This window comes from Streptomyces sp. NPDC107559 (assembly GCF_055657365.1).
Map to the genome: position 1 here is coordinate 67,759 of NZ_JBVKBD010000006.1, position 20,068 is coordinate 87,826.

21 protein-coding genes are annotated in these 20,068 nt (G+C 72.3%); 9 read left to right on the forward strand and 12 right to left on the reverse strand.

The genetic code is table 11. The features are described from left to right. Positions 1 to 121: 121 nt before the first annotated feature. From ACZ7OY_RS19620 to ACZ7OY_RS19630, 3 genes are read left to right on the forward strand one after another with little or no spacing between them, the layout of a single operon-like run. Positions 122 to 1,564: a family 2B encapsulin nanocompartment shell protein gene (locus tag ACZ7OY_RS19620; protein WP_471912512.1), complete on the forward strand. Its 1,443-nt coding sequence runs from the start codon at positions 122 to 124 to the stop codon at positions 1,562 to 1,564. A gap of 16 nt (positions 1,565 to 1,580) precedes the next feature. Then, on the forward strand, positions 1,581 to 2,630 hold the full coding sequence (locus ACZ7OY_RS19625; protein ID WP_471912513.1) for a family 2 encapsulin nanocompartment cargo protein terpene cyclase: 1,050 nt from the start codon (positions 1,581 to 1,583) through the stop codon (positions 2,628 to 2,630). A gap of 20 nt (positions 2,631 to 2,650) precedes the next feature. Beyond that, positions 2,651 to 3,553 carry a geranyl diphosphate 2-C-methyltransferase gene (locus tag ACZ7OY_RS19630; RefSeq protein WP_351601096.1) on the forward strand — a complete coding sequence of 301 codons (903 nt, stop codon included), beginning with the start codon at positions 2,651 to 2,653 and terminating at the stop codon, positions 3,551 to 3,553. Positions 3,554 to 3,625: 72 nt separating this feature from the next. Here the strand turns inward: ACZ7OY_RS19630 and ACZ7OY_RS19635 are convergent, their stop codons facing one another. Continuing rightward, entirely contained in the window at positions 3,626 to 4,108 is a 483-nt protein-coding gene (locus ACZ7OY_RS19635) for a VOC family protein (RefSeq protein ID WP_384735421.1), read from the reverse strand. Positions 4,109 to 4,351: 243 nt separating this feature from the next. Between ACZ7OY_RS19635 and ACZ7OY_RS19640 the strand changes: the two genes are divergently transcribed. Further along, positions 4,352 to 5,005 (forward strand): ATP-dependent Clp protease proteolytic subunit, encoded by a 654-nt coding sequence (locus ACZ7OY_RS19640; protein ID WP_471912514.1) that lies wholly within the window; start codon positions 4,352 to 4,354, stop codon positions 5,003 to 5,005. A 1-nt stretch (position 5,006) separates the two neighbouring features. Continuing rightward, positions 5,007 to 5,606, forward strand: a complete 600-nt coding sequence (locus ACZ7OY_RS19645) for a ClpP family protease (RefSeq protein WP_384725002.1) — start codon at positions 5,007 to 5,009, stop codon at positions 5,604 to 5,606. A 2-nt stretch (positions 5,607 to 5,608) separates the two neighbouring features. Here the strand turns inward: ACZ7OY_RS19645 and ACZ7OY_RS19650 are convergent, their stop codons facing one another. Beyond that, a complete protein-coding gene (locus tag ACZ7OY_RS19650; RefSeq protein WP_471912515.1) occupies positions 5,609 to 6,028 on the reverse strand; it encodes a helix-turn-helix domain-containing protein in 420 nt (139 codons plus the stop codon). A 309-nt stretch (positions 6,029 to 6,337) separates the two neighbouring features. Further along, positions 6,338 to 6,793 (reverse strand): ATP-binding protein, encoded by a 456-nt coding sequence (locus ACZ7OY_RS19655; protein ID WP_471912516.1) that lies wholly within the window; start codon positions 6,791 to 6,793, stop codon positions 6,338 to 6,340. Between the two features lie 157 nt (positions 6,794 to 6,950). Between ACZ7OY_RS19655 and ACZ7OY_RS19660 the strand changes: the two genes are divergently transcribed. Next, a complete protein-coding gene (locus ACZ7OY_RS19660) occupies positions 6,951 to 8,231 on the forward strand; it encodes a streptophobe family protein (RefSeq protein ID WP_471912517.1) in 1,281 nt (426 codons plus the stop codon). A 32-nt stretch (positions 8,232 to 8,263) separates the two neighbouring features. On the opposite strand, the gene ACZ7OY_RS19665 is transcribed toward ACZ7OY_RS19660, so the two are convergent. Both ACZ7OY_RS19665 and mgrA read right to left on the reverse strand, forming a co-directional pair. Next, the gene (locus ACZ7OY_RS19665) at positions 8,264 to 8,674 is read right to left on the reverse strand and encodes a hypothetical protein (RefSeq protein ID WP_384724998.1); all 411 of its coding nucleotides are present in this window, start codon (positions 8,672 to 8,674) and stop codon (positions 8,264 to 8,266) included. Positions 8,675 to 9,427: 753 nt separating this feature from the next. Further along, a complete protein-coding gene (gene mgrA / locus ACZ7OY_RS19670) occupies positions 9,428 to 10,420 on the reverse strand; it encodes an L-glyceraldehyde 3-phosphate reductase (protein WP_471912518.1) in 993 nt (330 codons plus the stop codon). Positions 10,421 to 10,544: 124 nt separating this feature from the next. Here mgrA and ACZ7OY_RS19675 point away from each other — a divergent pair, with 124 nt between their 5' ends. Then, a complete protein-coding gene (locus tag ACZ7OY_RS19675; RefSeq protein WP_471912519.1) occupies positions 10,545 to 11,429 on the forward strand; it encodes a LysR family transcriptional regulator in 885 nt (294 codons plus the stop codon). Between the two features lie 25 nt (positions 11,430 to 11,454). After that, positions 11,455 to 11,970: a mycothiol transferase gene (locus ACZ7OY_RS19680; protein ID WP_471912520.1), complete on the forward strand. Its 516-nt coding sequence runs from the start codon at positions 11,455 to 11,457 to the stop codon at positions 11,968 to 11,970. Here ACZ7OY_RS19680 and ACZ7OY_RS19685 read toward each other — a convergent pair. Further along, complete coding sequence (locus tag ACZ7OY_RS19685) at positions 11,952 to 13,022, reverse strand: adenosine deaminase (protein ID WP_471912521.1); 1,071 nt, start codon at positions 13,020 to 13,022, stop codon at positions 11,952 to 11,954. The genes ACZ7OY_RS19680 and ACZ7OY_RS19685 overlap by 19 nt on opposite strands. Before the next feature lie 182 nt (positions 13,023 to 13,204). Next, complete coding sequence (locus ACZ7OY_RS19690) at positions 13,205 to 13,606, reverse strand: VOC family protein (RefSeq protein WP_471912522.1); 402 nt, start codon at positions 13,604 to 13,606, stop codon at positions 13,205 to 13,207. A 236-nt stretch (positions 13,607 to 13,842) separates the two neighbouring features. Between ACZ7OY_RS19690 and ACZ7OY_RS19695 the strand changes: the two genes are divergently transcribed. Then, entirely contained in the window at positions 13,843 to 14,334 is a 492-nt protein-coding gene (locus ACZ7OY_RS19695; protein WP_471912523.1) for a pyridoxamine 5'-phosphate oxidase family protein, read from the forward strand. 89 nt (positions 14,335 to 14,423) lie between these two features. Here the strand turns inward: ACZ7OY_RS19695 and ACZ7OY_RS19700 are convergent, their stop codons facing one another. The 5 genes from ACZ7OY_RS19700 to ACZ7OY_RS19720 all read right to left on the reverse strand — a co-directional run bounded on the left by ACZ7OY_RS19700 (position 14,424) and on the right by ACZ7OY_RS19720 (position 20,063). Beyond that, positions 14,424 to 15,743, reverse strand: a complete 1,320-nt coding sequence (locus tag ACZ7OY_RS19700; RefSeq protein ID WP_471912524.1) for an aldehyde dehydrogenase family protein — start codon at positions 15,741 to 15,743, stop codon at positions 14,424 to 14,426. Positions 15,744 to 15,845: 102 nt separating this feature from the next. Next, positions 15,846 to 17,063, reverse strand: coding sequence for an RNA polymerase sigma factor (locus ACZ7OY_RS19705; protein WP_471912525.1), 1,218 nt, complete (start codon positions 17,061 to 17,063; stop codon positions 15,846 to 15,848). After that, positions 17,063 to 17,413: a YciI family protein gene (locus ACZ7OY_RS19710; protein ID WP_351601140.1), complete on the reverse strand. Its 351-nt coding sequence runs from the start codon at positions 17,411 to 17,413 to the stop codon at positions 17,063 to 17,065. The genes ACZ7OY_RS19705 and ACZ7OY_RS19710 overlap by 1 nt, the downstream gene beginning before the upstream one ends. 196 nt (positions 17,414 to 17,609) lie before the next feature. Then, the gene (locus ACZ7OY_RS19715; protein WP_351601143.1) at positions 17,610 to 17,777 is read right to left on the reverse strand and encodes a hypothetical protein; all 168 of its coding nucleotides are present in this window, start codon (positions 17,775 to 17,777) and stop codon (positions 17,610 to 17,612) included. A 105-nt stretch (positions 17,778 to 17,882) separates the two neighbouring features. Next, complete coding sequence (locus tag ACZ7OY_RS19720; RefSeq protein WP_471912526.1) at positions 17,883 to 20,063, reverse strand: MMPL family transporter; 2,181 nt, start codon at positions 20,061 to 20,063, stop codon at positions 17,883 to 17,885. Positions 20,064 to 20,068: the final 5 nt, after the last annotated feature.

The following is a 20,068-nucleotide window of genomic DNA, read 5'->3' on the forward strand; positions in this document are numbered from 1 at the left end:
TCCGCCCCTCTTGCGCCGTACCTCTCCGCCGTCCCGGCTGTTTGGCTTGGTCCCAGCGCACGGCCCAACCGGGCACCGACGACCCTTCCGCTCACCCTTGTCCGATCCTCCGGGAGAGAATGTGTCCACTCCGGACAGTGCCACCGGTCCCGTCACCGACGAGCCCGCACCCCAGCCCTCCGCCGACGCACCCCTCACCAGCCTCAGCACCCAGGCGGCGCGTCAGCTCGCCACCACCACCAAGTCGGCGCCGCAGATGCAGGCGATCAGCTCGCGCTGGCTGCTGCGCGCGCTGCCGTGGGTGGACGTCAGGGGCGGCACCTACCGGGTGAACCGACGGCTGACGCTGCGGACCGGCCGGGGCCGGGTGCAGTTCGAGCAGAACGGCGCCGACGACATCAGGGTCGTCCCCCAGACGCTGACCGAGCTGCCGACCCTGCGTGGCTACGGCGACCTGGAGGTCCTCAAGGAGCTCGCCTCCCGCTTCCGGCTCCGCAGGGTGCGGGCCGGCCAGGTCCTGTTCGAGGCCGGGCAGCCCATGACGGAGGCCTGTCTGATCGTCCACGGCCGGTTCACCCGGTACGCGGCCGGCAAGTACGGCGAGGAGGAGATCCTCGGGGTCGTCAGCGGCGGCGACCAGCTGGGGGACGAGGGCATCGGCCGGCCCGACCCGCTGTGGCTGACCTCGGTACGGGCGGAGACGGCCGGGGTACTGCTGACCCTGCCCTGGGACATCGTCCTGGACCTCACCGAGCGGGCGCCCTCCCTCGCCGCGCACCTGCGGGCCTACGCAGAGCGGCAGGAACGGCCCATGAACCGCAAGGGCGAGGCAGACGTCCCGCTCCAGGCCGGTCATACCGGCGAGCCGACGCTCAGCGGCGGTTTCGTGGACTACGACCTCGCGCCGCGCGAGTACGAACTGTCGCTCACCCAGACGGTGCTGAAGGTCCACACCCGGGTCGCCGACCTCTACAACCAGCCGATGAACCAGACCGAGGAGCAACTGCGGCTGACCGTCGAGGAGGTCCGCGAGCGCCAGGAGTGGGAGCTGGTCAACAACCGGGAGTTCGGGCTGCTGCACAACGCCGACTACGGGCAGCGCATCAGCACCTTCACCGGCCCGCCGACCCCTGACGACATGGACGAGCTGCTGTCCATGCGCCGCAGGACCAAGCTGTTCCTCGCCCATCCGAAGGCCATCGCCGCCTTCTTCCGGCAGTGCAACCGGCGCGGTCTGGTGCCCGGCACCGCGAACGTCGACGGGCACGAGATCCCGGCCTGGCGGGGTGTGCCGATCTATCCCTGCAACAAGCTCCCGATCAGCGACCGGCACACCAGCAGCATCGTGGCACTGCGCACCGGGGAGTCCGACCAGGGTGTCGTCGGCCTGTACCAGACCGGACTGCCGGACGAGTTCCAGCCGGGGCTGAACGTGCGGTTCATGGGCATCGACACCGCCGCGATCATCCGCTACCTGGTCACCGCCTACTACTCGATGGCCATCCTGGTGCCCGACGCGGTGGGCGTCCTGGAGAACGTGCAGCTCGGCCGGACCGCCGACTGACCGCGGGGAGCACGACATGAGCACACCCCCCGGCGGCGGCTTCGCGCTGCCCGGACCGCCCGATCTCGCCGGCTCCCTCACCGCCCGGCGCGGCGGGGCGGTACCCGGCCTCAGGCACCGCCCCGTCACCCCAGCCGACCCCGAGAAGGCCGCGGAGATCGACCGCAGGCTGGAGGAGTGGGCCCGCGCCCTCGACCTGTTCCCCGAAGCCTGGAACGGCGACTTCGCGGGGTTCCAGTTCGGCCGGGCCGTGGTGCTCCAGCACCCGGCGGCGGCCGGCCTGGACCACCTCACCGTCGCGGGCAAGCTGCTGCTGGCCGAGAACATCGTCGACAACTGCTACTGCGAGGAGGACGAGGACAAGGGCGGATCGCGCAGCGGCCTGGGAGGCCGGCTGATCCTGGCCCAGTCGGCGCTCGACCCGTATCACGGCCCGCCCGCGGTCCAGGAGGAATGGCTGCGCGGTATGCAGGCCGACGGGCCGCTGCGGTCGTACCACTGGGCCCTCAAGGAGTACGCCGCCCTCGCCACCCCCTCCCAGACCGACCGTTTCGTACACGACATCGCGCGGCTGCACCTGGGCTACCTCGCCGAGGCCGCCTGGGGCGAGGCCCGTCATCTGCCGCGGGTGTGGGAGTACCTGGTGATGCGGCAGTTCAACAACTTCCGGCCCTGTCTGTCGATCGTCGACGCGGTGGACGGCTACGAGCTGCCGGAGGCGGTCTACGCCCGCCCCGAGATCCAGCGCATCACGGTGCTGGCCGCGAACGCGACCACGATCGTCAACGACCTGTACTCCTTCACCAAGGAACTGGCCGACCCCACCCACCTCAACCTGCCCCAGGTCGTCGCCGCCAACGAGCGGTGCGGGCTGAAGGCCGCCTATCTGAAGGCCGTCGGGATCCACAACGAGATCATGGACGCCTTCGAGGCGGAGTCCGCCCTGCTGTCGGCAGGCTCGCCGCTCGTCGAACGCTACGCCCAGAGCCTGTCGGACTGGGTGGCCGGCAACCACGAGTGGCACGCGACCAACACCCACCGCTACCACCTGCCCGACTACTGGTAACGCCGAGCAGATCACTGATCATGCGTCAGACGCCTCACGAGGAGCCATACTTGACCACCGTCCCCGCCACCACGACCGCGTCGGTGCCCACCCAGTCCACGTACCAGAACCGCGTCGCGGACTACTGGAACGCCGAGGAGAACCCGGTCAATCTCGAACTCGGAAGGCTGGACGACCTCTACCATCATCACTACGGCGTCGGAGCCGTCGACTGGACCGTGGTCGAGGAGAGCGACCCGCTGCGCCGCCAGGACCGGATCACCGCCGAACTGCACCGCCTGGAGCACGCCCAGGCCGAGATCCTGGCCGGCCGGCTCGGCCCCCTCACCCCCGCCGACCGGGTCTTCGACGCCGGCTGCGGCCGTGGTGGCGGCAGCGTGGTGGCGCATCTGCGGTACGGCTGCCGCACGGACGGCGTGACGATCTCCGCCAAGCAGGCCGCGTTCGCCAACGAGCAGGCCCGCAAGCGCGGTATCGACGACCAGGTGCGCTACCACCACCGCAACATGCTCGACACCGGCCTGGAGTCCGGCGCCTACGCCGCGTCGTGGAACAACGAGTCCACCATGTACGTCGAGCTGGACCAGCTCTTCGCCGAGCACGCCCGCCTGTTGCGCCGCGGCGGGCGGTACGTGGTCATCACCGGCTGCTACAACGACACCTACGGGCAGGCCTCCCGCGAGGTGTCGCTCATCAACGCCCACTACATCTGCGACATCCATCCGCGGTCGGCGTACTTCCGGGCCATGGCGCGCAACCGGCTCGTACCCGTCCACGTGGAGGACCTGACCGAGGCGACGATCCCCTACTGGGATCTGCGCCGGCAGGCACCCCATCTGGTCACGGGCATCGAGGAGACCTTCCTGTCCGCGTACCGCAACGGCAGCTTCCAGTACCTGATGATCGTGGCCGACCGCGTCTGAGCCACGGCCCGTCGGGCCCGGCCCCGGGGTCTCCCGCCCCCCGGGGCCGTCCGGCGGGCTTGCGCGGCCGGTTCACTCGCCCGCGTAAGCCCGGTCCAGGGCGGCGATGTCGAGCTTGCCCATGGAGAGCATCAGCCGTGCCGTACGGGTCGCCTTCTGCGGGTCGGGGTCACTGATCATGTCGATGAGACGGTCGGGGATGACCTGCCAGGACAGCCCGTACCGGTCCTTGAGCCAGCCGCAGGAGCCGGGTTCGCCGCCGTCCTCGGTGAGCCTGGTCCAGTAGTAGTCGATCTCCTCCTGGTTCTCGCAGTAGATCTGGAAGGAGACCGACTCGTTGAAGGTGAACTGCGGGCCGCCGTTGAGCGCGACGAACCGCTGTCCGTTGGCGGTGAACTCCACGGCCAGCACGGAACCGGCCGGGCCGGGTCCCGCGTCGGTGGTGTGGCCGGTCCGGACGATGCCGGAGTTCTTGAAGATCGACACGTAGTAGTGGGCGGCCTCCTCCGCCTGACCGTCGAGCCACAGGCACGTGGTGAATCCGTCGGTGGTCATGCGCACCTCCTGGAGCGTGGAACTCGGTTCACCAGTGTCGACCGCGGACGGCCGCGAAACTCATCGGCCGGGCAGCCGTCTGCCCCGACCGGCCCAGTGCCGGTGCGGACCGGCAGCGGCCGGGAGCTCTGCCGACGGCGAATCTGCCGCGGGCCGAGAAATCCCCGGCGGCCCCGGTGCCCGGCCGAGAGTGGGGAGCGCGGCCGGCCGGCCGCGCCCGACGGACGACCATCAGGAGCGTCGATGTCCCCACTCAGCCCAGCACCCCGGCAGGCCTCACTGCCGTACGCCCAGGAGGGCGACACCCCGGTGACCCGGTTCGACGACCATCTGGCCGCGCAGTTGCTCGCGCAGCGGATCGTCCTGCTGGGCACCCAGGTCGACGAGGTCTCCGCGAACCGGGTCTGCGCCCAGCTGCTGATCCTGTCGGCGGAGGACCCCCGCACCGACATCAGCCTGTACATCAACAGCCCCGGCGGGTCCGTGCACGCGGGCCTGGCCATCTACGACACCATGCGGCTGATCCCGAACGACGTCGGCACGCTCGCGATGGGATTCGCCGCCAGCATGGGGCAGTTCCTGCTGAGCGTCGGCGCGCCCGGCAAGCGGTACGCCCTGCCGCACGCGCGGATCATGATGCACCAGCCGTCGGCCGGGATCGGCGGCACCACCGCGGACATCGAGATCCAGGCGGACAACCTGGAGTTCACCAAGCGGACCATCGAGCGGATCACCGCCGAGCACACCGGACAGTCTCCGGAGACCATCGCCCGGGACGGCGACCGGGACCGCTGGTTCACGGCCGAGGAGGCCAGGGAGTACGGCATGGTGGACGGCGTGGTGGAGTCCCTCGCGGACGTACGCCCGGCCGCCGCACGGCGAAGGATCGGGCTCTGACATGGGGACGTACACGATTCCGAACGTCGTCGAGCGCACCCCGCAGGGCGAGCGGTCGTACGACGTGTTCAGTCGGCTGCTGTCGGAGCGGATCGTCTTCCTCGGCACCGAGATCGACGACGGCGTCGCCAACGTCGTCATCGCCCAGCTCCTCCATCTGGAGTCGTCCTCGCCGGAGAGCGAGATCGCGATCTACATCAACTCCCCCGGCGGCTCGTTCACCTCGCTGATGGCGATCTACGACACGATGACGTTCGTACAGGCGCCCATCTCGACGTTCTGCGTCGGGCAGGCGGCCTCGACGGCGGCCGTCCTGCTGGCCGGCGGCGATCCGGGGCGGCGGTTCGTGCTGGAGCACGCGCGTGTGCTGCTCGGGCAGCCGGCCAGCGGCGGACGGCAGGGCATGGTCTCCGACCTCGCCCTCCAGGCCAAGGAGATGGTCCGGATCCGCGCCCAGGTGGAGGAGGTGCTGTCCCGGCACACCCACCACGACATCCCGACGCTGCGCGCGGACATGGACCGGGACAAGGTGTTCACCGCGCAGGAGGCGGTGGCCTACGGCCTGGCGGACGAGGTACTCAGCCGGCGTCGGACCGGCTGACGTCAGGCCACCAGGCAGAGCCCGCCGTGCGGGGCGCGGGGCGTCGGACGGCTGCCGCGGGACTGCCTGCCGAGCTCCCGGTGCGCCAGCGACAGCAGGTCGCCGAGGCCGAGGCCGAGCGCGTGGGCGGCGGCCGCGAGGACCTCCGAGGAGGCCTCCTTGCGGCCGCGTTCCACCTCCGACAGGTACGGCATGGAGATACGGGCCTGTTCGGCCACGTCCTTCAGCGTGCGCTCCTGGGCGAGGCGTTCGCGGCGCAGCACGTCGCCGATCAGGTCCCGCCAGAGCGGTTCCCGGCCGGCGGGCGGCCGGGCCGACGGGGGTGCCGGGGCCACAGGGGCCGCCGGGGGCGCCGACGACGGCCGGGCGGTGTGCGGGCGCAAGGGGATGACGCGGGCTTCATTCGGCGCTTGGCTGCTCACCCTCCCAGCGTAGGGACGCGGGCGGCGGCGGGAAGGGTGCGGCGTTGCGCCCTCGGTGGAATCGGACAAAGCACCCCCGGGCGCGCCGCGTTCCCGCTCCGCCCCGGCTCGCCGTCGACGTCGGCACCGGATGTCCACCTCCCGCGCACACGGTGCGCATGGCATCGCGCACCCCGGGTACCCGGATTCCCGAGGGGCCGCCGGTGCCGCTGTCCGGGGGCCGAGGAGACCGACGGGAAGCGTCGCTTTCGTGGGGAGGGACATGGAGGTCGAGCGGAGCCGGGAGCTCGGAGGCACGGGCGCGCCTGTTCAGTCCGCGCTCAGCCCCAGCACCGCACGCACCCGCTTGCCGACCGGCACCCGCTCGGCGGTGACCTGGCGCGCCAGTGCGTGGACGATCTCCAGGCCGTGCCGGCCCACGCGTTGGGGATCCCGGGGGAAGCGCAGCGGCAGGGCCGCGCTGCTGTCGTAGACGCTCACGGCGATCGCGGCGTCCGTGCCCTCCAGTTCCAGGATGTACGGTCCGTTGCTGTGCCGGTCGGCGTTGGTGACCAGCTCGCTCACCACCAGCAGCAGCGCGCCGCTCGTGCGTTCGCCGATCGTGGCACACCACTCGGTGCGCAGCTGCTCGACGAAGAGCGCGGCGAAAGTCCGCGCCTCCGCTATGCAACCGGGCTCGCCGGTGAAGTGGGTCGCCCGCCGTAGCGGTTCCACGGGTACGTCGAAACCGGTCGGTATCACTGCCCCGCCCAGGTGCTCGGTCATGCGGTTCTCTCTCGGAAGCCGGACTGGCCGGACGCTGCTGCACCTGTGCTCGTACCCCGCGGGGCGCGCCGCACTCCCCGGGAGCGGGGGCGGGTCCGGCGGACGCGGACGGCTCTCCCGGCGCGCGGCCGCCGCCGCGGCTGCATAGCGTGGCAGGGTGAGCCGGCGAACCCCCTCGGAGCAGGCGGTCGCCCGTCCCGGCTGGGTACGGGCCGCCGTGACGGTGCTGGCCGGGCTGGTCGCCATGGCAGTGGTGGCCGCGCTGGGGCTGTGGGCGGCGGGCGCGGCGGACCTGCCGGACGGTGCCTTCCCGCGAGTGGTGGCGGCGACGGTGGTGACCGCCGTCGGCGGAAGCATCGAGCTGTCCGGGAACGTCGGGTCGCTCGCCGAGAGCCGGGCGGGACTGACGGCGACCCCGCTGTCGGTCACCCTCGTCGGAGCCCTCGTCGTGGGCGCCGGTTTCCTGTGGCCGCTGCGGCACCGCGTCGTCACCACGGTCGCCGAGCCGGCCTGGTGGGCCGCGCGGATCGCCGTGCTGTGGCTGCTCGGTCTGCTCGGACTGGCGCTGGGCGCCCGGCAGACCTTCGCGATCCCCCTGGGCGAGGGAACCCTCGGAGACCTCGGTGACCTGTTCGGCGTGGAGCCCCGGATGGGTTTCGCCGCGAACGTGCCGCTGACGCTCGCCCTCGGCCTGCTGTGGCTGGCCGTCGTGCTCCTCCTGGCCCTGCTGGTGTCGCGCGCCGCCCCGCTGCCTGCCCGGCTGCTGCGGTTCCAGGAGCCGGTGCGGCCGGCCGCGTACGCCATGGTCGTACTGCTGCTGTCCAGTGTCGCCGTGGGCGCCTGTGTCGCCCTGGTGGTGGCGGCGACCCAGGGGCATCCGGCCGAGACCGTCGCCGTGCTGCTGCTCGGCCTGCCCAACGTCGTCTGGGTCGCGCTCACGATCGGGATGGGGGCCACCTGGGACGGGCGGGTGCAGGGTCCGTTCCGGCTGCCGCTGCCGCCCGGGGCGGACCGGGCGCTGCGCACCCCGGACGGTGCCACGGTGGACCTGGGCACGCTGACCGACTTCGACGGCCGGTACTGGTGGCTCCTGGTCGCCGCCGCCGTACTGCTGCTGATGACGGCGTTCGTGCTGGCGGCGTGTTCGCCGTCCCGGACGCGGGCCTGGCAGCTCGCCGTCCGGATGGCGCTCGCGCTCGCCGTCACCGTCCTGATGATCTGTCTGCTGGGCCGGGTCTCCGCGTACTACGGCCTGTCCCTGCTCGGCATCGGCGATCTGGGCGGCCACCTGTCCGGGGTGCTCCTCCTCCGGCCGCAGGTGTGGACGGCACTCGGCCTCGCCCTGCTCTGGGGGCTGGTCACCGGGCTCCTCGGCGGTCTGCCGGCCCGCCGGCTGCGCCGGGCCGACGAGGCGCCGCGCCCCGGTCCCGGCCCCTGACCCCTCGGATACCGGGTACCTGGTGCCGGGCGTCAGGCGACCGGCATCACGAGCGCCGGGGCGGCCCGCTGCATCCGCAGTGCGTCGACGGACTCGGCGAGCAGTTCGTACTCGGTGGTGTCGTCGCTGGTGGCGATCCGCACCAGCCGCCCGTCGGCCAGTTCCTCGGCGACCAGTTCCTGTCGTTCCACGTCGGCGCACCAGGCGCGCAGCAGTGCGGGCACATCGGGCGCGCTCTCCGCGACCGGGACGAGCGAGCTCGGCGGGAAGTGCGGATTCTCCGGCTGCGGGTCGAGCCGTTCGGCGATCCACGAGGCCCGGTCACGCAGCCACCACAGCGCCAGGGCGAGAGTGGGCGCCCGGTAGGTGCCGAGCGGTACGCCGATCCGTCTTCCGTCGCACATGCCGTAGGCGGTGACGTGGCACAGGAATTCGTCGTGCACGGTTCTCTCCCCCGTAGCGACTCTCGCTTGCCGGTCGGGCCTCGCTTTCCGTGCGGCTCGTGTATGAAGAACTGTCCCTGACATTCGAGTATGTTGACTACTGAAACACTGTCACCATGACTTTCCGGCCACTCTCTTGGCATATTCACCGCGCCATTTGGCTGAAACGTGACGGGCGGTCTGTTTTCCCAGCCCGTTTTCCCCGTCCGCGATCTCCAGCCGTGCCGAGAACGGCCCCAGGAACGACCCCAGGAACGATGACGCGAACCGTGCCGAGAATCATGGCGAGAATCGTGCCGAGAACCGCGACGGCGACGACGCGCCCGCCGGACGCCGAAGGCCGGATCACGGCCGTTCCCGGATTCCCGGACCGCTGTCCACCGGGTACGACGTCCGGCGCGGCAACGCGTTCCACCGCGCTCGACGGGATATCGGCGATCTCCCGAAATGGAGACCGCCGGGATCTTCGTGAGCGCAGGACACCAGGGGTCCGGCCGGATAAACGGACGCGGAATTCAGTGTGGCGCTTCGCCGCGGAAGCACACCGGCGCCGCGGCGGGATCCGTACTGCACCGGCCCGGCTCCGCCGAATTCCGCAGCACCTGAAAACCGGCCAAGATCCGCGGAATGACCGGAGGACGCCGTTTCGGGATTTCGCGCCCGGTCGATCTCAGGGAAGCGGGGCAGGCGACGGTTTCTGCACCCCCGTCGGCCTGCCCCGCTCCCGTTCCGGGAGGTGTTCCTCCCGAGGCGTTACGGCTTGATGGCCGCGTCGATCCGGGCCAGTTCCTCCGCGTCGAAGTCGAGGTTGCGGATGGCGCCGACGCAGTCCTCCACCTGCTGCGCGCTGCTCGCGCCGACCAGGGCGGAGGTCACCCGCCCGCCGCGCAGCACCCAGGCCAGGGCCAGCTGGGCCAGGGTCTGACTGCGGGACTTGGCGATCTCGTCGAGCGCGCGCAGCCGGGCCACCAGGTCCTCGGTGACCGCGTCCGAGTTCAGGAAGGGGCTGTCGCTCGCGGCCCGCGAACCCTCCGGAATGCCGTCCAGGTATCGGCCGGTCAGCAGGCCCTGCTCCAGCGGGGAGAAGACGATGGACCCGACCTGGAGCTCGTCCAGCGCGTCCAGCACGCCCTCTTCCTCGGGGCGCCGGTCCAGCATCGAGTAGCGCGGCTGGTGGATCAGCAGCGGGGTGCCGAGCTCGCCGAGGATGCGGGCGGCCTCCCGGGTCTGCTCGGCGGAGTAGTTGGAGATGCCGACGTACAGCGCCTTGCCCTGCTGCACCGCCGAGTGCAGCGCGCCCATCGTCTCCTCCAGCGGAGTCTCCGGGTCGGGGCGGTGCGAGTAGAAGATGTCGACGTAGTCCAGGCCCATCCGGGTGAGGCTCTGGTCCAGCGAGGACAGCAGGTACTTGCGGGAGCCCCATTCGCCGTACGGGCCCGGCCACATGAGGTAGCCGGCCTTGGTGGAGATCACCAGCTCGTCGCGGTAACCGGCGAAGTCGGCGCGCAGCGCCTCGCCGAAGGCCGACTCGGCGGCGCCGGGCGGCGGGCCGTAGTTGTTGGCCAGGTCGAAGTGGGTGATGCCGAGGTCGAAGGCGCGGCGCAGGATGGCCCGCTGGGTCTGTACCGGGCGGTCAGGGCCGAAGTTGTGCCACAGGCCGAGCGACAGCGCGGGAAGCTTGAGGCCGCTGCGTCCGGTGCGCCGGTAGGGCATGTCCGCGTAGCGGTCGGGGTGTGCGGTGTACAACGCGACTCCATCAGGGGTTGGCACGGTCGATCGGTTCAGGGAACCGGTACCCACTCTCGCCTGCGCCGTGGGCAGTGGTCCAACAGAAGAATCCGATGGAATTCAGCGGATACGCTTCTCAATCATGGAACTGCGCCACCTCCAGCACTTCGTCGCCGTCGCCGAGGACCAGCACTTCACCCGGGCCGCCGAACGCCTGCTGGTCTCCCAGTCGGGTCTGTCGGCCTCGATCCGGGCGCTGGAGCGGGAGCTGCGGGCCCCGCTGTTCGTGCGCACCACCCGCCGGGTGACCCTGACGGAGGCCGGGCGGGCACTGCTCGCCGAGGCGGAACGGATCCTGGCACAGGTCCGGGCCGCGCACGAGGCGGTGGCGGCGGTGCAGGGCGTGCTGCGCGGCACCCTGGCGCTCGGCACGGAGCAGTGCATCGCGGGGGTGAACGTGGCGGCCCTGCTCGCCGCCTTCCGGCGCCGTCACCCGGAGGTGGAGATCCGGCTGCGGCAGGCCGGGTCGGGCGCGCTGGCCGAGGAGGTGGCGGCCGGACGGCTGGACCTGGCCTTCGCCTACCGCACCCGGGCCGACACCGACCAGTTGCGTTCGGTGTCCCTGGCCAAGGAGCCGATGACCCTGCTGTGCCATCCCGCCCACCCGCTGGCGGTCGCGGGCGCCGCGGTGACACCGCAGGAGGTCGACGGCGAGGTCTTCGTCGACTTCCACCCGGACTGGGGTCCGCGCCGCACCACCGACGCCGTGTTCGCCGAGGCCGGACTGCGGCGGACCGTCGCGCTGGAGGTCAACGACGTGCACAGCCTGCTGGACCTGATCGACGAGAACCTCGGCGTCGCGGTCGTGCCGCGGCACTTCCGGCACAAACGGGCGTCGCTGACCGCGCTGCCCCTGAAGGGCACCGGCGAGACGGTGTACGAGAGTGCCGCCCTGCTGCCGCCCGCGCAGAGCACCAGTCCCGCGGCACGGGCCCTGGCGGCACTGCTGGAAACAGGGGGCGCCTGAGCGAGGACTGGGCGATGGTGGACGTATGCATGCAAAGGACGTCCTCATCGACGCGTACGGCCGCATCCGGGAAGAGGTCCACTCCGTGGTCGAGGGGCTGGGCCCCGACGACCTCCACGCCCGGCCCGGCCCCGAGGCCAATTCCGTCGCCTGGCTGGTCTGGCACCTCAGCCGGGTGCAGGACGACCACCTCGCCGACGCCTTCGGGCTGGAGCAGGTGTGGCTGTCACAGGAGTGGGAGAAGCGTTTCGGCCTCGACCTGCCGCGCCTCGACACCGGGTACGGCCACACCTCGGCGCAGGTCGCCGAGGTGCGGGTCGACTCCGGCCTGCTGCTGACCGGCTACTACGACGCCGTGCACGAGCAGAGCCTGACGGCCCTGCGCGGGGTGGCCGCAAAGGACCTGGAGCAGGTCGTCGACACCCGGTGGGACCCGCCGGTCACACTGGGCGTGCGGCTGGTCAGCGTCCTGTCCGACGATCTCCAGCACGTCGGACAGGCCGCCTACGTCCGCGGGCTGCTTCAGAGCGCGGCCGCGTAACCCGGCAGGACGACGTCCTCGATCAGGGCCCTGCGCTCGTCGAACGGGATGAACGCGCTCTTGAGGGCGTTCACCGTGACCGTGCGCAGGTCCTCGACGCCCCAGCCCGCCTGCTCGACCAGCAGCGTCATCTCGCGGGTCATCGTCGTACCGGAGACCAGCCGGTTGTCGGTGTTGAGGGTGACCCGGAAACCCAGGTCCTTCAGCGCGGTGATCGGGTGCTCGGCGATCGAAGTGGCGGCGCCCGTCTGGAGGTTGGACGTCGGGCACATCTCCAGGGCGATACGGCGGTCGCGGACCCAGCCGGCCAGCCGGCCGAGCTTGCCGTCGACGATGTCCTCGGTGATGCGCACACCGTGGCCGATGCGCTGGGCGCCGCACACCTGGAGAGCCTGGTGGATGCTGGGCAGTCCGTGGGCCTCACCGGCGTGGATGGTGAACGGCACGCTCTCGCGGCGCAGGTGCTCGAAAGCGGCCAGGTGGTCGGCGGGCGGGAAGCCGTCCTCGGCGCCCGCGATGTCGAAGCCGACGACTCCGGCGTCGCGGTAGACGACGGCCAGGTCGGCGGCCTCGCGGACCCGGTCGAACATGCGCATGCCGCACAGCAGGGTGCCGACCCGGACGGGGGTGCCGGCGGCGGCCGCCTTGGCCATACCGGCGGCGAGGCCCTCCTGGACGGTCTCCACGACCTCGCTCATCGACAGTCCGCCCCGGGTGTTCAGCTCGGGGGCGTAGCGCACCTCGGCGTAGACGACGCCGTCGGCGGCGAGGTCCAGGACGTACTCCTCGGCGACGCGCAGCAGGCCCTCGCGGTTCTGCATCACGGCGAGGGTGTGCTCGAAGGTGGCGATGTAGCGGACCAGGTCGCCGGAGTTGGCCGCGTCGTAGTACCAGGAGGCGAGCTCGTCGGGGTCGGTGGTCGGCAGGGTGTGGCCGATCTCGGCCGCGAGCTCCACGACGGTGGCGGGGCGCAGACCGCCGTCGAGGTGGTCGTGCAGGACGGCCTTGGGCAGGCGGCGGATCACTTCGGCATCTACGCGCGTAGCTGTCATGGCGGGTCTTTCCTCGGAGCGGGCCTTGAGCGGGCGGTTCGGAGCGGCGGACGGGTCCGCGGCGGAAGCAGGGGGCCGTGGCGGGAGGGGCCGTGGCGGAAGAAGGTACGGCAGGAGGGGCCGTGGCGGAAGATCGTACGGCGGCAGGAGCCGTGGCGGCAGCGGGTGCGGCGGGCGCAGGCTCAGCCGGCGGGCTGGAGCAGGTCCCAGCGGTTTCCGTACAGGTCCTCGAAGACCGCCACCGAGCCGTACGGCTCGTGGCGCGGCTCCTCCAGGAAGGTCACGCCCGCGGCGAGCATTTGGGCGTGGTCGCGGGCGAAGTCGTCGGTGTGCAGGAAGAAGCCGACCCGCCCGCCCGCCTGGTCGCCGACCCGGCCGCGCTGCGCGTCGTCCTTGGCCCGCGCGAGCAGCAGCGCGGTGCCCGGCGCTTCGGCATCGGCCGTCCCGGGTTCCACCACGACCCAGCGCGAGCCGTCGGGGCGCGGGGTGTCCTCGACGAGGCGGAATCCGAGCGCCTGCGTGTAGAAGCGGATCGCCTCGTCGTAGTCGTCGACGACGAGGGTGACCAGGGCGATGCGTCTCATCGGGGCCTTTCGGTACGTGCGATTGACGGGTGAGGTTATACGTAAAACTCCGTGCACGCCAGTTACCCGCTCCGGGTCGTCCGGCACGGGTCGTCCGGCACGGGTCGTCCGGCACGGGTCGTCCGGCACGGGTCGTCCGGCACGGGTCCTCCGGCCCGACGTAGGTCCGCGGACCGGGCCACTCTCCGCCTCCGGCCCGAGGTGCGGCGGCGATGCCGCCCGCTAGCGTCCCCACCATGACGACCACGGGCACGCCTCGCACCCTCGAACAGCGCCGGCACGACGTACGGGACCGGCTGGAGCGGGAGCGGGACGTCTGGGTCGCCACCGCGGACGCCGACGGGCTGCCGTGTCTGGTGGCCCTGTGGTTCGTCTGGGACGGCGAGGCGCTGTGGCTGTCCACCAGACCGGCCAATCCCACCGGCCGCAATCTGCGCGACGGCCGGCGGGCCCGGCTGGCGTTCGGGGACACCGAGGACGTCGTCCTCGTGGACGGTGACGTGGAGACGTTCGCCGCGGCGGACGTGCCGCGGGCGGCGGCGGACGCGTTCCGGACGAAGACCGGCTGGGACCCTCGCGCGGATCCTGCGGTGTACGCGTACTTCCGGGTGCGTCCGCGCGCGGTGCAGGCCTGGTGCGGGGTGCACGAGCTGCCGGGGCGGCATCTCATGACGGACGGGAAGTGGGCCGGGCCGCCGGTCGGCCGGACTTCCGCCACGGGGCGTTGAGCCGCCCGTGCCCGCCCCTCCTCGCCGTCGTCCGCTCCCCTCGCCCGCGCCGCCGCCCTCGCCGGCGGTCGCGCCCGCGCCCGCCCGGTTCAGCTCAGCGGCTTCTCCAGGATCGCCTTGCGGTGGCTGAAGGTCTCGATCGAGTAGCGGCCGTGATAGCTGCCCGTGCCGCTCTCCCCCACGCCTCCGAACGGCAGGTCGGGGACGGTGAGATGGGCCAGCGGGAGGCCCAGACCGAGGCCGCCCGAGGAGGTCTCGGCGGCGATCCGCCTGCGGGTGGCGGCGGACTCGGTGAAGACGTACAGGGCGAGCGGCTTGTCCCGGTCGTTGATGAAGTCGACCGCCTCGTCCAGGCCCGGCACGGTGACGATGGGGAGGATCGGACCGAAGATCTCCTCCCGCATCACGGGCGACTCGGGGTCGACATCGGCGAGGACGGTCGGCGCGATGTACTTCGTCGTACGGTCGCTGCCTCCGCCCACCACGGTCCGGCCCGAGTCGAGCAGCCCGGAGAGCCGGTCGAAGTGGCGCTCGTTGACGATGCGGCCGTACTCGCCGGAGGCGGCCGGGTCGGTGCCGAACAGCGCCTCGACGGCCGCGGTGAGCGCGGGCTCCAGGGCGGCTGCCGTCTCCGGATCGGTCAGTACGTAGTCCGGGGCGACGCAGGTCTGGCCGGCGTTGAGGAACTTGCCGCGCGCCAGCCGGTCGGCGACCACCGAGAGGTCGGTGTCGCGGTCGACGAACGCCGGTGACTTGCCGCCGAGTTCCAGGGTGACGGGGGTGAGGTGCTCGGCGGCGGCACGCATCACGATGCGGCCGACGGTGCCGTTGCCGGTGTAGAAGATGTGGTCGAAGCGCTCGGCCAGCAGGGCCGTGGTCTCGGGAACGCCACCCACCACGACGGCGACCGCGTCGGTGTCGAGGTACGCGGGCAGCAGCGCGGCGATCACGGCGGAGGTGGCCGGTGCCAGCTCGCTGGGTTTGACGACGACCGCGTTGCCGGCGGCCAGGGCCCCGACCAGCGGGGCGAGCAGCAGCTGGGCCGGATAGTTCCAGGGCGCGATGACGAGGACGACGCCGAGCGGGTCGTACTGCGTCCAGGCGGTCGCGTCGGCGCCGAGGTGTGCCGGGGCGGGGGCCGGTTCGGGGCGCAGCCATCCGTCCAGGTGGTCGAGGGTGTGGTCGATCTCCCGGATGGTGAAGTCGATCTCGGTGCGGTAGGCCTCGGTGGAGCTCTTGCCCAGGTCGGCGTGGAGGGCGGCGGCCAGATCGGCGCCCTGCTCCGTGAGCAGGTCCCGCAGGCGGCGCAGCTGGGCGGTGCGCCACTCGACGGGCTTGGTGCGGCCGGTGCGGAAGGTGGCGCGCAGCCGGGCCACGGTGGCGGCGGGCTGCTCGGGGGTCTGGTTCACGGTGCCTCGCTGGTGGTGAGCGGGCCTTTCGGCCCGCCGGTTCGGTCGTCCGGCGGTCGGCTCGTCACGGCGGCCGGGCAGTTGGATGTAGTCGCCAACCTTTCATGCACCAAAATACATTCCCTGGTTCCGTGCGCCTGCCAGCTCGCCGCGCCGGCGTTCCAGGTGGGCTCGCTCCGCCGGGCTGTCGGTGAGCGCGATCGCCGCCTCGTACGCCTGAACCGCCTCGCCGGTTCGGCCCAGGCGGCGCAGCAGGTCGGCGCGGACCGCGTGGAAGACGTGGTAGCCGTCGAGGCCGAGGCCGTCCAGCAGGTCCAGGGCGGGTCCGGGGCCGCGGACCTCGGCGACGGCCACGGCCCGGTTCAGGGCGACGACCGGACCGGGGGCGAGGGCCGCGAGCCGGTCGTAGAGCCGCAGGATCTGTCCCCAGTCGGTGGCCGCGGCCGTCGGCGCGTCACCGTGCACGGCCTGGACGGCGGCCTGGACCTGGTAGGGGCCGGGCCGGTTGCGGCGCAGGCAGCGGCGCACCAGGTCCTGCCCCTCGGCGATCAGCCCGGCGTCCCACCGGGCGCGGTCCTGCTCGGGCAGCGGGACCAGGACGCCGTTGCCGTCGAGCCGGGCCGGACGGCGGGACTCGATCAGCAGCATCAGCGCCAGCAGGCCGATGACCTCGGGCTCGTCCGGCATCAGCTCCGCCAGCAGGCGGCCGAGACGGACGGCCTCGGCGCACAGCCCGGGATCCCCGGTGTACCCCTCGTTGAAGATCAGGTAGACCACGGCCAGCACGCCCTTCAGCCGGTCCGGGAGGTCCGCGTCGCGGGGCACGCGGTACGGGATCCGGGCGTCGCGGATCTTGGCCTTGGCGCGGACCAGGCGCTGGGCCATCGTCGGTTCGGGGACGAGGAAGGCGCGGGCGATCTGCGCGGTGCTCAGTCCGCCGAGCAGTCGCAGGGTCAGGGCGACCTGGGCCCGGGAAGCGAGCGCGGGATGACAGCAGGTGAAGATCAGCCGGAGCCTGTCGTCGCGCACGGGTCCCTCCTCGCCGGGCGGATCGGCGGCGTACAGCCGGGCGGCCTCGGCCTGCCGGGCGTCCCGGGTGGATTCGCGGCGCAGCCGGTCGACGGCCCGGTTGCGCGCGGTGGTGATGATCCAGCCCGCGGGGCTCGGCGGCACCCCGGTCCGCGGCCAGCTGCGCACGGCCGTGGTGAAGGCGTCCTGGACGGCCTCCTCGGCGAGGTCGATGTCGCCGAGGAAGCGGACGAGGACGGCGACCGCGCGGCCGTACTCCGCGCGGAAGACCGCCTCGACGTCGGGTGGCATCAGGCCTCGCCCATGAACGGGCGCACCTCGATGGGGAGCGTGGTGGCCCAGGTCGCCCGACGGCCCCAGTGCAGGGCCGCGTCCAGGTCGGGGGCCTTGATCAGGCAGATGCCGCCCAGATACTCCTTGCCCTCGGCGTACGGCCCGTCGGTGACCAGGACGTCGTCGCCCTGGGGGCGCAGGACGGTGGCGGTCTCCGTGCCGTGCAGTCCGCCCGCGAAGACCCAGGCGTCCGCCTCGCGCAGCTCCTGGTGGAAGGTCTCCAGGTTGCGCCGGATCTGCGCCATCCCCTCGGGCGAGGGCGGCTCTCCGTCGGTCGGGGTGATCACGCTGAGCAGGTAGTACTTCATGGCGGACTCCTTGGCGTCGTGGGTCGGTCCGGGCGTTTCCCCACCACCTACACGAACGGCGGCCCGCCGGATCGACACCCCGCGCCGGGACATCTGAGAAATCTCCCCCATGACTGTCGCACCGCACCCCCGCACCCGACTCCACCAGGAGGAAGTCGGACGCCTCACCGGCGGTGTCCGGGGGCGGTCGTCGTGGTCAGTCCTCGTCGTGGCCGGGTACCACGACGAGGAAGGCGTCCGACTTCAGGTCCATGACCACGGTCGCGGGCTCGCCCTGCGCGCGGCGGGCCGCCGCGTACTCCTCCGCGGGCCAGGAACCCCGCGGGGCGCCCGCGGGAAAACGCTGCAACACCTTCGCACCCATGGTGGCGGACACCTCCGGAATCGACCGTGAGAACCGTGAGGACCGCCTGCCCCCGATCGGCGCGACCATGTCCGCCGACCGGGGTGCGGGTCTCGTGCCGGACCGTCAGCCCGGCGCGTGCTCCTGCGTCTTCGGCGCGGAGTCCGCCGTGCCGAGCGGTCCGCCGTCCCCGGTCCGCGCGGTGTCCGGGGCGGGAGTCCGGCTCAGCCGACCCGGCCACCACGCCTTGGCCCCGATGTCCAGCACCAGGGCGGGGACCAGGAGCGAGCGCACCACGAGGGTGTCGAGCAGCACGCCGAAGGCGACGATGAAGGCGATCTGCACCAGGAAGGCCAGCGGAATGACCCCGAGGGCGGCGAAGGTCGCGGCGAGCACCACACCCGCCGAGGTGATGACCCCGCCGGTGCTGACCAGACCGCGCAGCACGCCCTGGCGCACTCCGTGCCGCATCGACTCCTCCCGCACCCGGGACATCAGGAAGATGTTGTAGTCGACGCCCAGGGCGACCAGGAACACGAAGCCGTACAGCGGGACCGACGCCTCCGTACCCGTGAAGCCGAACACATGGCGGAAGACGAGGGCCGAGACACCCAGTGTGGCCAGGAAGTTGAGCGCCACGGTGGCCACGAGCAGCGCCGGCATCAGCAACGAGCGCAGCAGCACCGTCAGGATGACGAAGATGATGACGAGGACCACGGGGACGATGAGGCCGCGGTCGCGCTCGGCGGTGCGCAGGGTGTCGTACTGCTGGGCGGTGTAGCCGCCGACGACCGCGTGCGCGCCGGGGATCGCGTGCAGGGTGGTGCGCAGCCGGGCGACGGTCCGCTTGGCCTCGTCGCTGTCCGCGGCGGAGGTGAGGGTGACGTCGACGAGCACCCGTCCGTCGACGACCAGGGCCGTGCCGCCGGGGCGGCCGGAGCTCGCCACACCGGCGGCGGAGTCGACGCCGTCGGTGTCCTTGGCCGCCGCGACCACCCGGTCCAGTGCCCCGGCGTCGGCGACGACCACCGTCGGGTTGCCGGAACCGCCGGGAAAGTGGGCGCCGAGGGACTTCTGAGCCGCGACGGAGGGGACGTCGTTGACGAAGATCTCGTCCTGGGGGACGCCCCGGGAGTCGAGGGCCGGGGCGAACGCGGCGCACGCCAGCAGGGCGGCGAGGGAGAGGGCCCAGACCTTGCGGGGTGACCGGTCGACCAGCTGCGCGACCCGGTGCCACAGCCCTTCTCCGGCACCGGAACCTCGGGCGGTCCGGGGCTTCGCGGGCCAGTAGGCGGCGCGGCCCAGCAGGACGAGGGCCGCGGGCAGGAACGTCAGGGCGCTGAGCGCGGCGCAGCAGATGCCGATGGCGCCGACCGGTCCGAGCGCCCGGTTGTTGGTGAGGTCGCTGAACAGCAGGGCGAGCAGCGCGAGGGCCACGGTGGCCGCGCTGGCCACGACGGCGCCCCAGGACTGCCGCAGCGCGGCCCTGACGGCCGTGAACCGGTCCTTGCCCAGGGCGAGTTCCTCACGGAAGCGGGCGGTCACCAGCAGGGCGTAGTCGGTGGCGGCGCCGATCACGAGGATGGAGAGGATGCCCTGGATCTGTCCGTCGACGCGGACCACGTCGTGGTCGGCGAGCAGGTACACCAACGCGCAGGCGAGCCCCAGCGCGAAGACCGCGCCGAGGATGACGATCAGCGGGAGCAGCAGGCTGCGGTAGACCAGGAGCAGGATCACCAGGACGGTGACCAGGGCCACGACGAGGAGCAGACCGTCGATCCCGGAGAACGCGTCGGCCAGGTCGGCCTGGGCGGCGGCCGGTCCGGCCAGCTGGACCGTGGTGCCGGGCACACGCGCCGCGGCGGACCGGATCCGCTCGAGGGTGTCGGGAAGTGCGGCTCCCAGGTCGGGCCGCAGCTGGACGACGGCTTCCAGGGCCGCGCCGTCCGCGGAGGGGATCGCGGGCGACACCCGCCCGACGACGCCCGGTGTGCCGGGGAGCGAGGCCAGCGCACGGTCGGCCGCCGCGCGGCTGTCGGCGATCCGGGCACCCGCGGCGGCGTCGGCGGGGGCGGTCCACAGGACGATCGCCGGCAGTGTCTCGTCCTGCCGGAATGCCCGCTGTTCGGCGACGACCTCGGTCGACTCGGCGCTGCGCGGCAGGAACGCGGCGCGGTCGTTCGTCGCGACCTCGCCGAGCCGCCCGGCGTAGGGGCCGAGCAGTCCGCCGACGCCGAGCCACACGGCGAGCAGGACCAGGGGGACGAGCCGGACGAGTCGGCGGGCCGGTCGTGCAGTGGTGGACATGGTTC

Bases quoted from the DNA above. Each gene is read 5' to 3' on its own strand.
- ACZ7OY_RS19680 (WP_471912520.1), top strand. From the start codon at position 11,455: ATGCATGCAAAGGACGTCCTCATCGACGCGTACGGCCGCATCCGGGAA.
- ACZ7OY_RS19685 (WP_471912521.1), bottom strand. From the start codon at position 13,022: ATGACAGCTACGCGCGTAGATGCCGAAGTGATCCGCCGCCTGCCCAAG.
- ACZ7OY_RS19625 (WP_471912513.1), top strand. From the start codon at position 1,581: ATGAGCACACCCCCCGGCGGCGGCTTCGCGCTGCCCGGACCGCCCGAT.
- ACZ7OY_RS19645 (WP_384725002.1), top strand. From the start codon at position 5,007: ATGGGGACGTACACGATTCCGAACGTCGTCGAGCGCACCCCGCAGGGC.
- ACZ7OY_RS19715 (WP_351601143.1), bottom strand. From the start codon at position 17,777: ATGGGTGCGAAGGTGTTGCAGCGTTTTCCCGCGGGCGCCCCGCGGGGT.
- ACZ7OY_RS19675 (WP_471912519.1), top strand. From the start codon at position 10,545: ATGGAACTGCGCCACCTCCAGCACTTCGTCGCCGTCGCCGAGGACCAG.
- ACZ7OY_RS19720 (WP_471912526.1), bottom strand. From the start codon at position 20,063: ATGTCCACCACTGCACGACCGGCCCGCCGACTCGTCCGGCTCGTCCCC.
- ACZ7OY_RS19690 (WP_471912522.1), bottom strand. From the start codon at position 13,606: ATGAGACGCATCGCCCTGGTCACCCTCGTCGTCGACGACTACGACGAG.
- ACZ7OY_RS19640 (WP_471912514.1), top strand. From the start codon at position 4,352: ATGTCCCCACTCAGCCCAGCACCCCGGCAGGCCTCACTGCCGTACGCC.
- ACZ7OY_RS19635 (WP_384735421.1), bottom strand. From the start codon at position 4,108: ATGACCACCGACGGATTCACCACGTGCCTGTGGCTCGACGGTCAGGCG.
- ACZ7OY_RS19695 (WP_471912523.1), top strand. From the start codon at position 13,843: ATGACGACCACGGGCACGCCTCGCACCCTCGAACAGCGCCGGCACGAC.
- ACZ7OY_RS19655 (WP_471912516.1), bottom strand. From the start codon at position 6,793: ATGACCGAGCACCTGGGCGGGGCAGTGATACCGACCGGTTTCGACGTA.
- ACZ7OY_RS19705 (WP_471912525.1), bottom strand. From the start codon at position 17,063: ATGCCACCCGACGTCGAGGCGGTCTTCCGCGCGGAGTACGGCCGCGCG.
- ACZ7OY_RS19630 (WP_351601096.1), top strand. From the start codon at position 2,651: ATGCGTCAGACGCCTCACGAGGAGCCATACTTGACCACCGTCCCCGCC.
- ACZ7OY_RS19710 (WP_351601140.1), bottom strand. From the start codon at position 17,413: ATGAAGTACTACCTGCTCAGCGTGATCACCCCGACCGACGGAGAGCCG.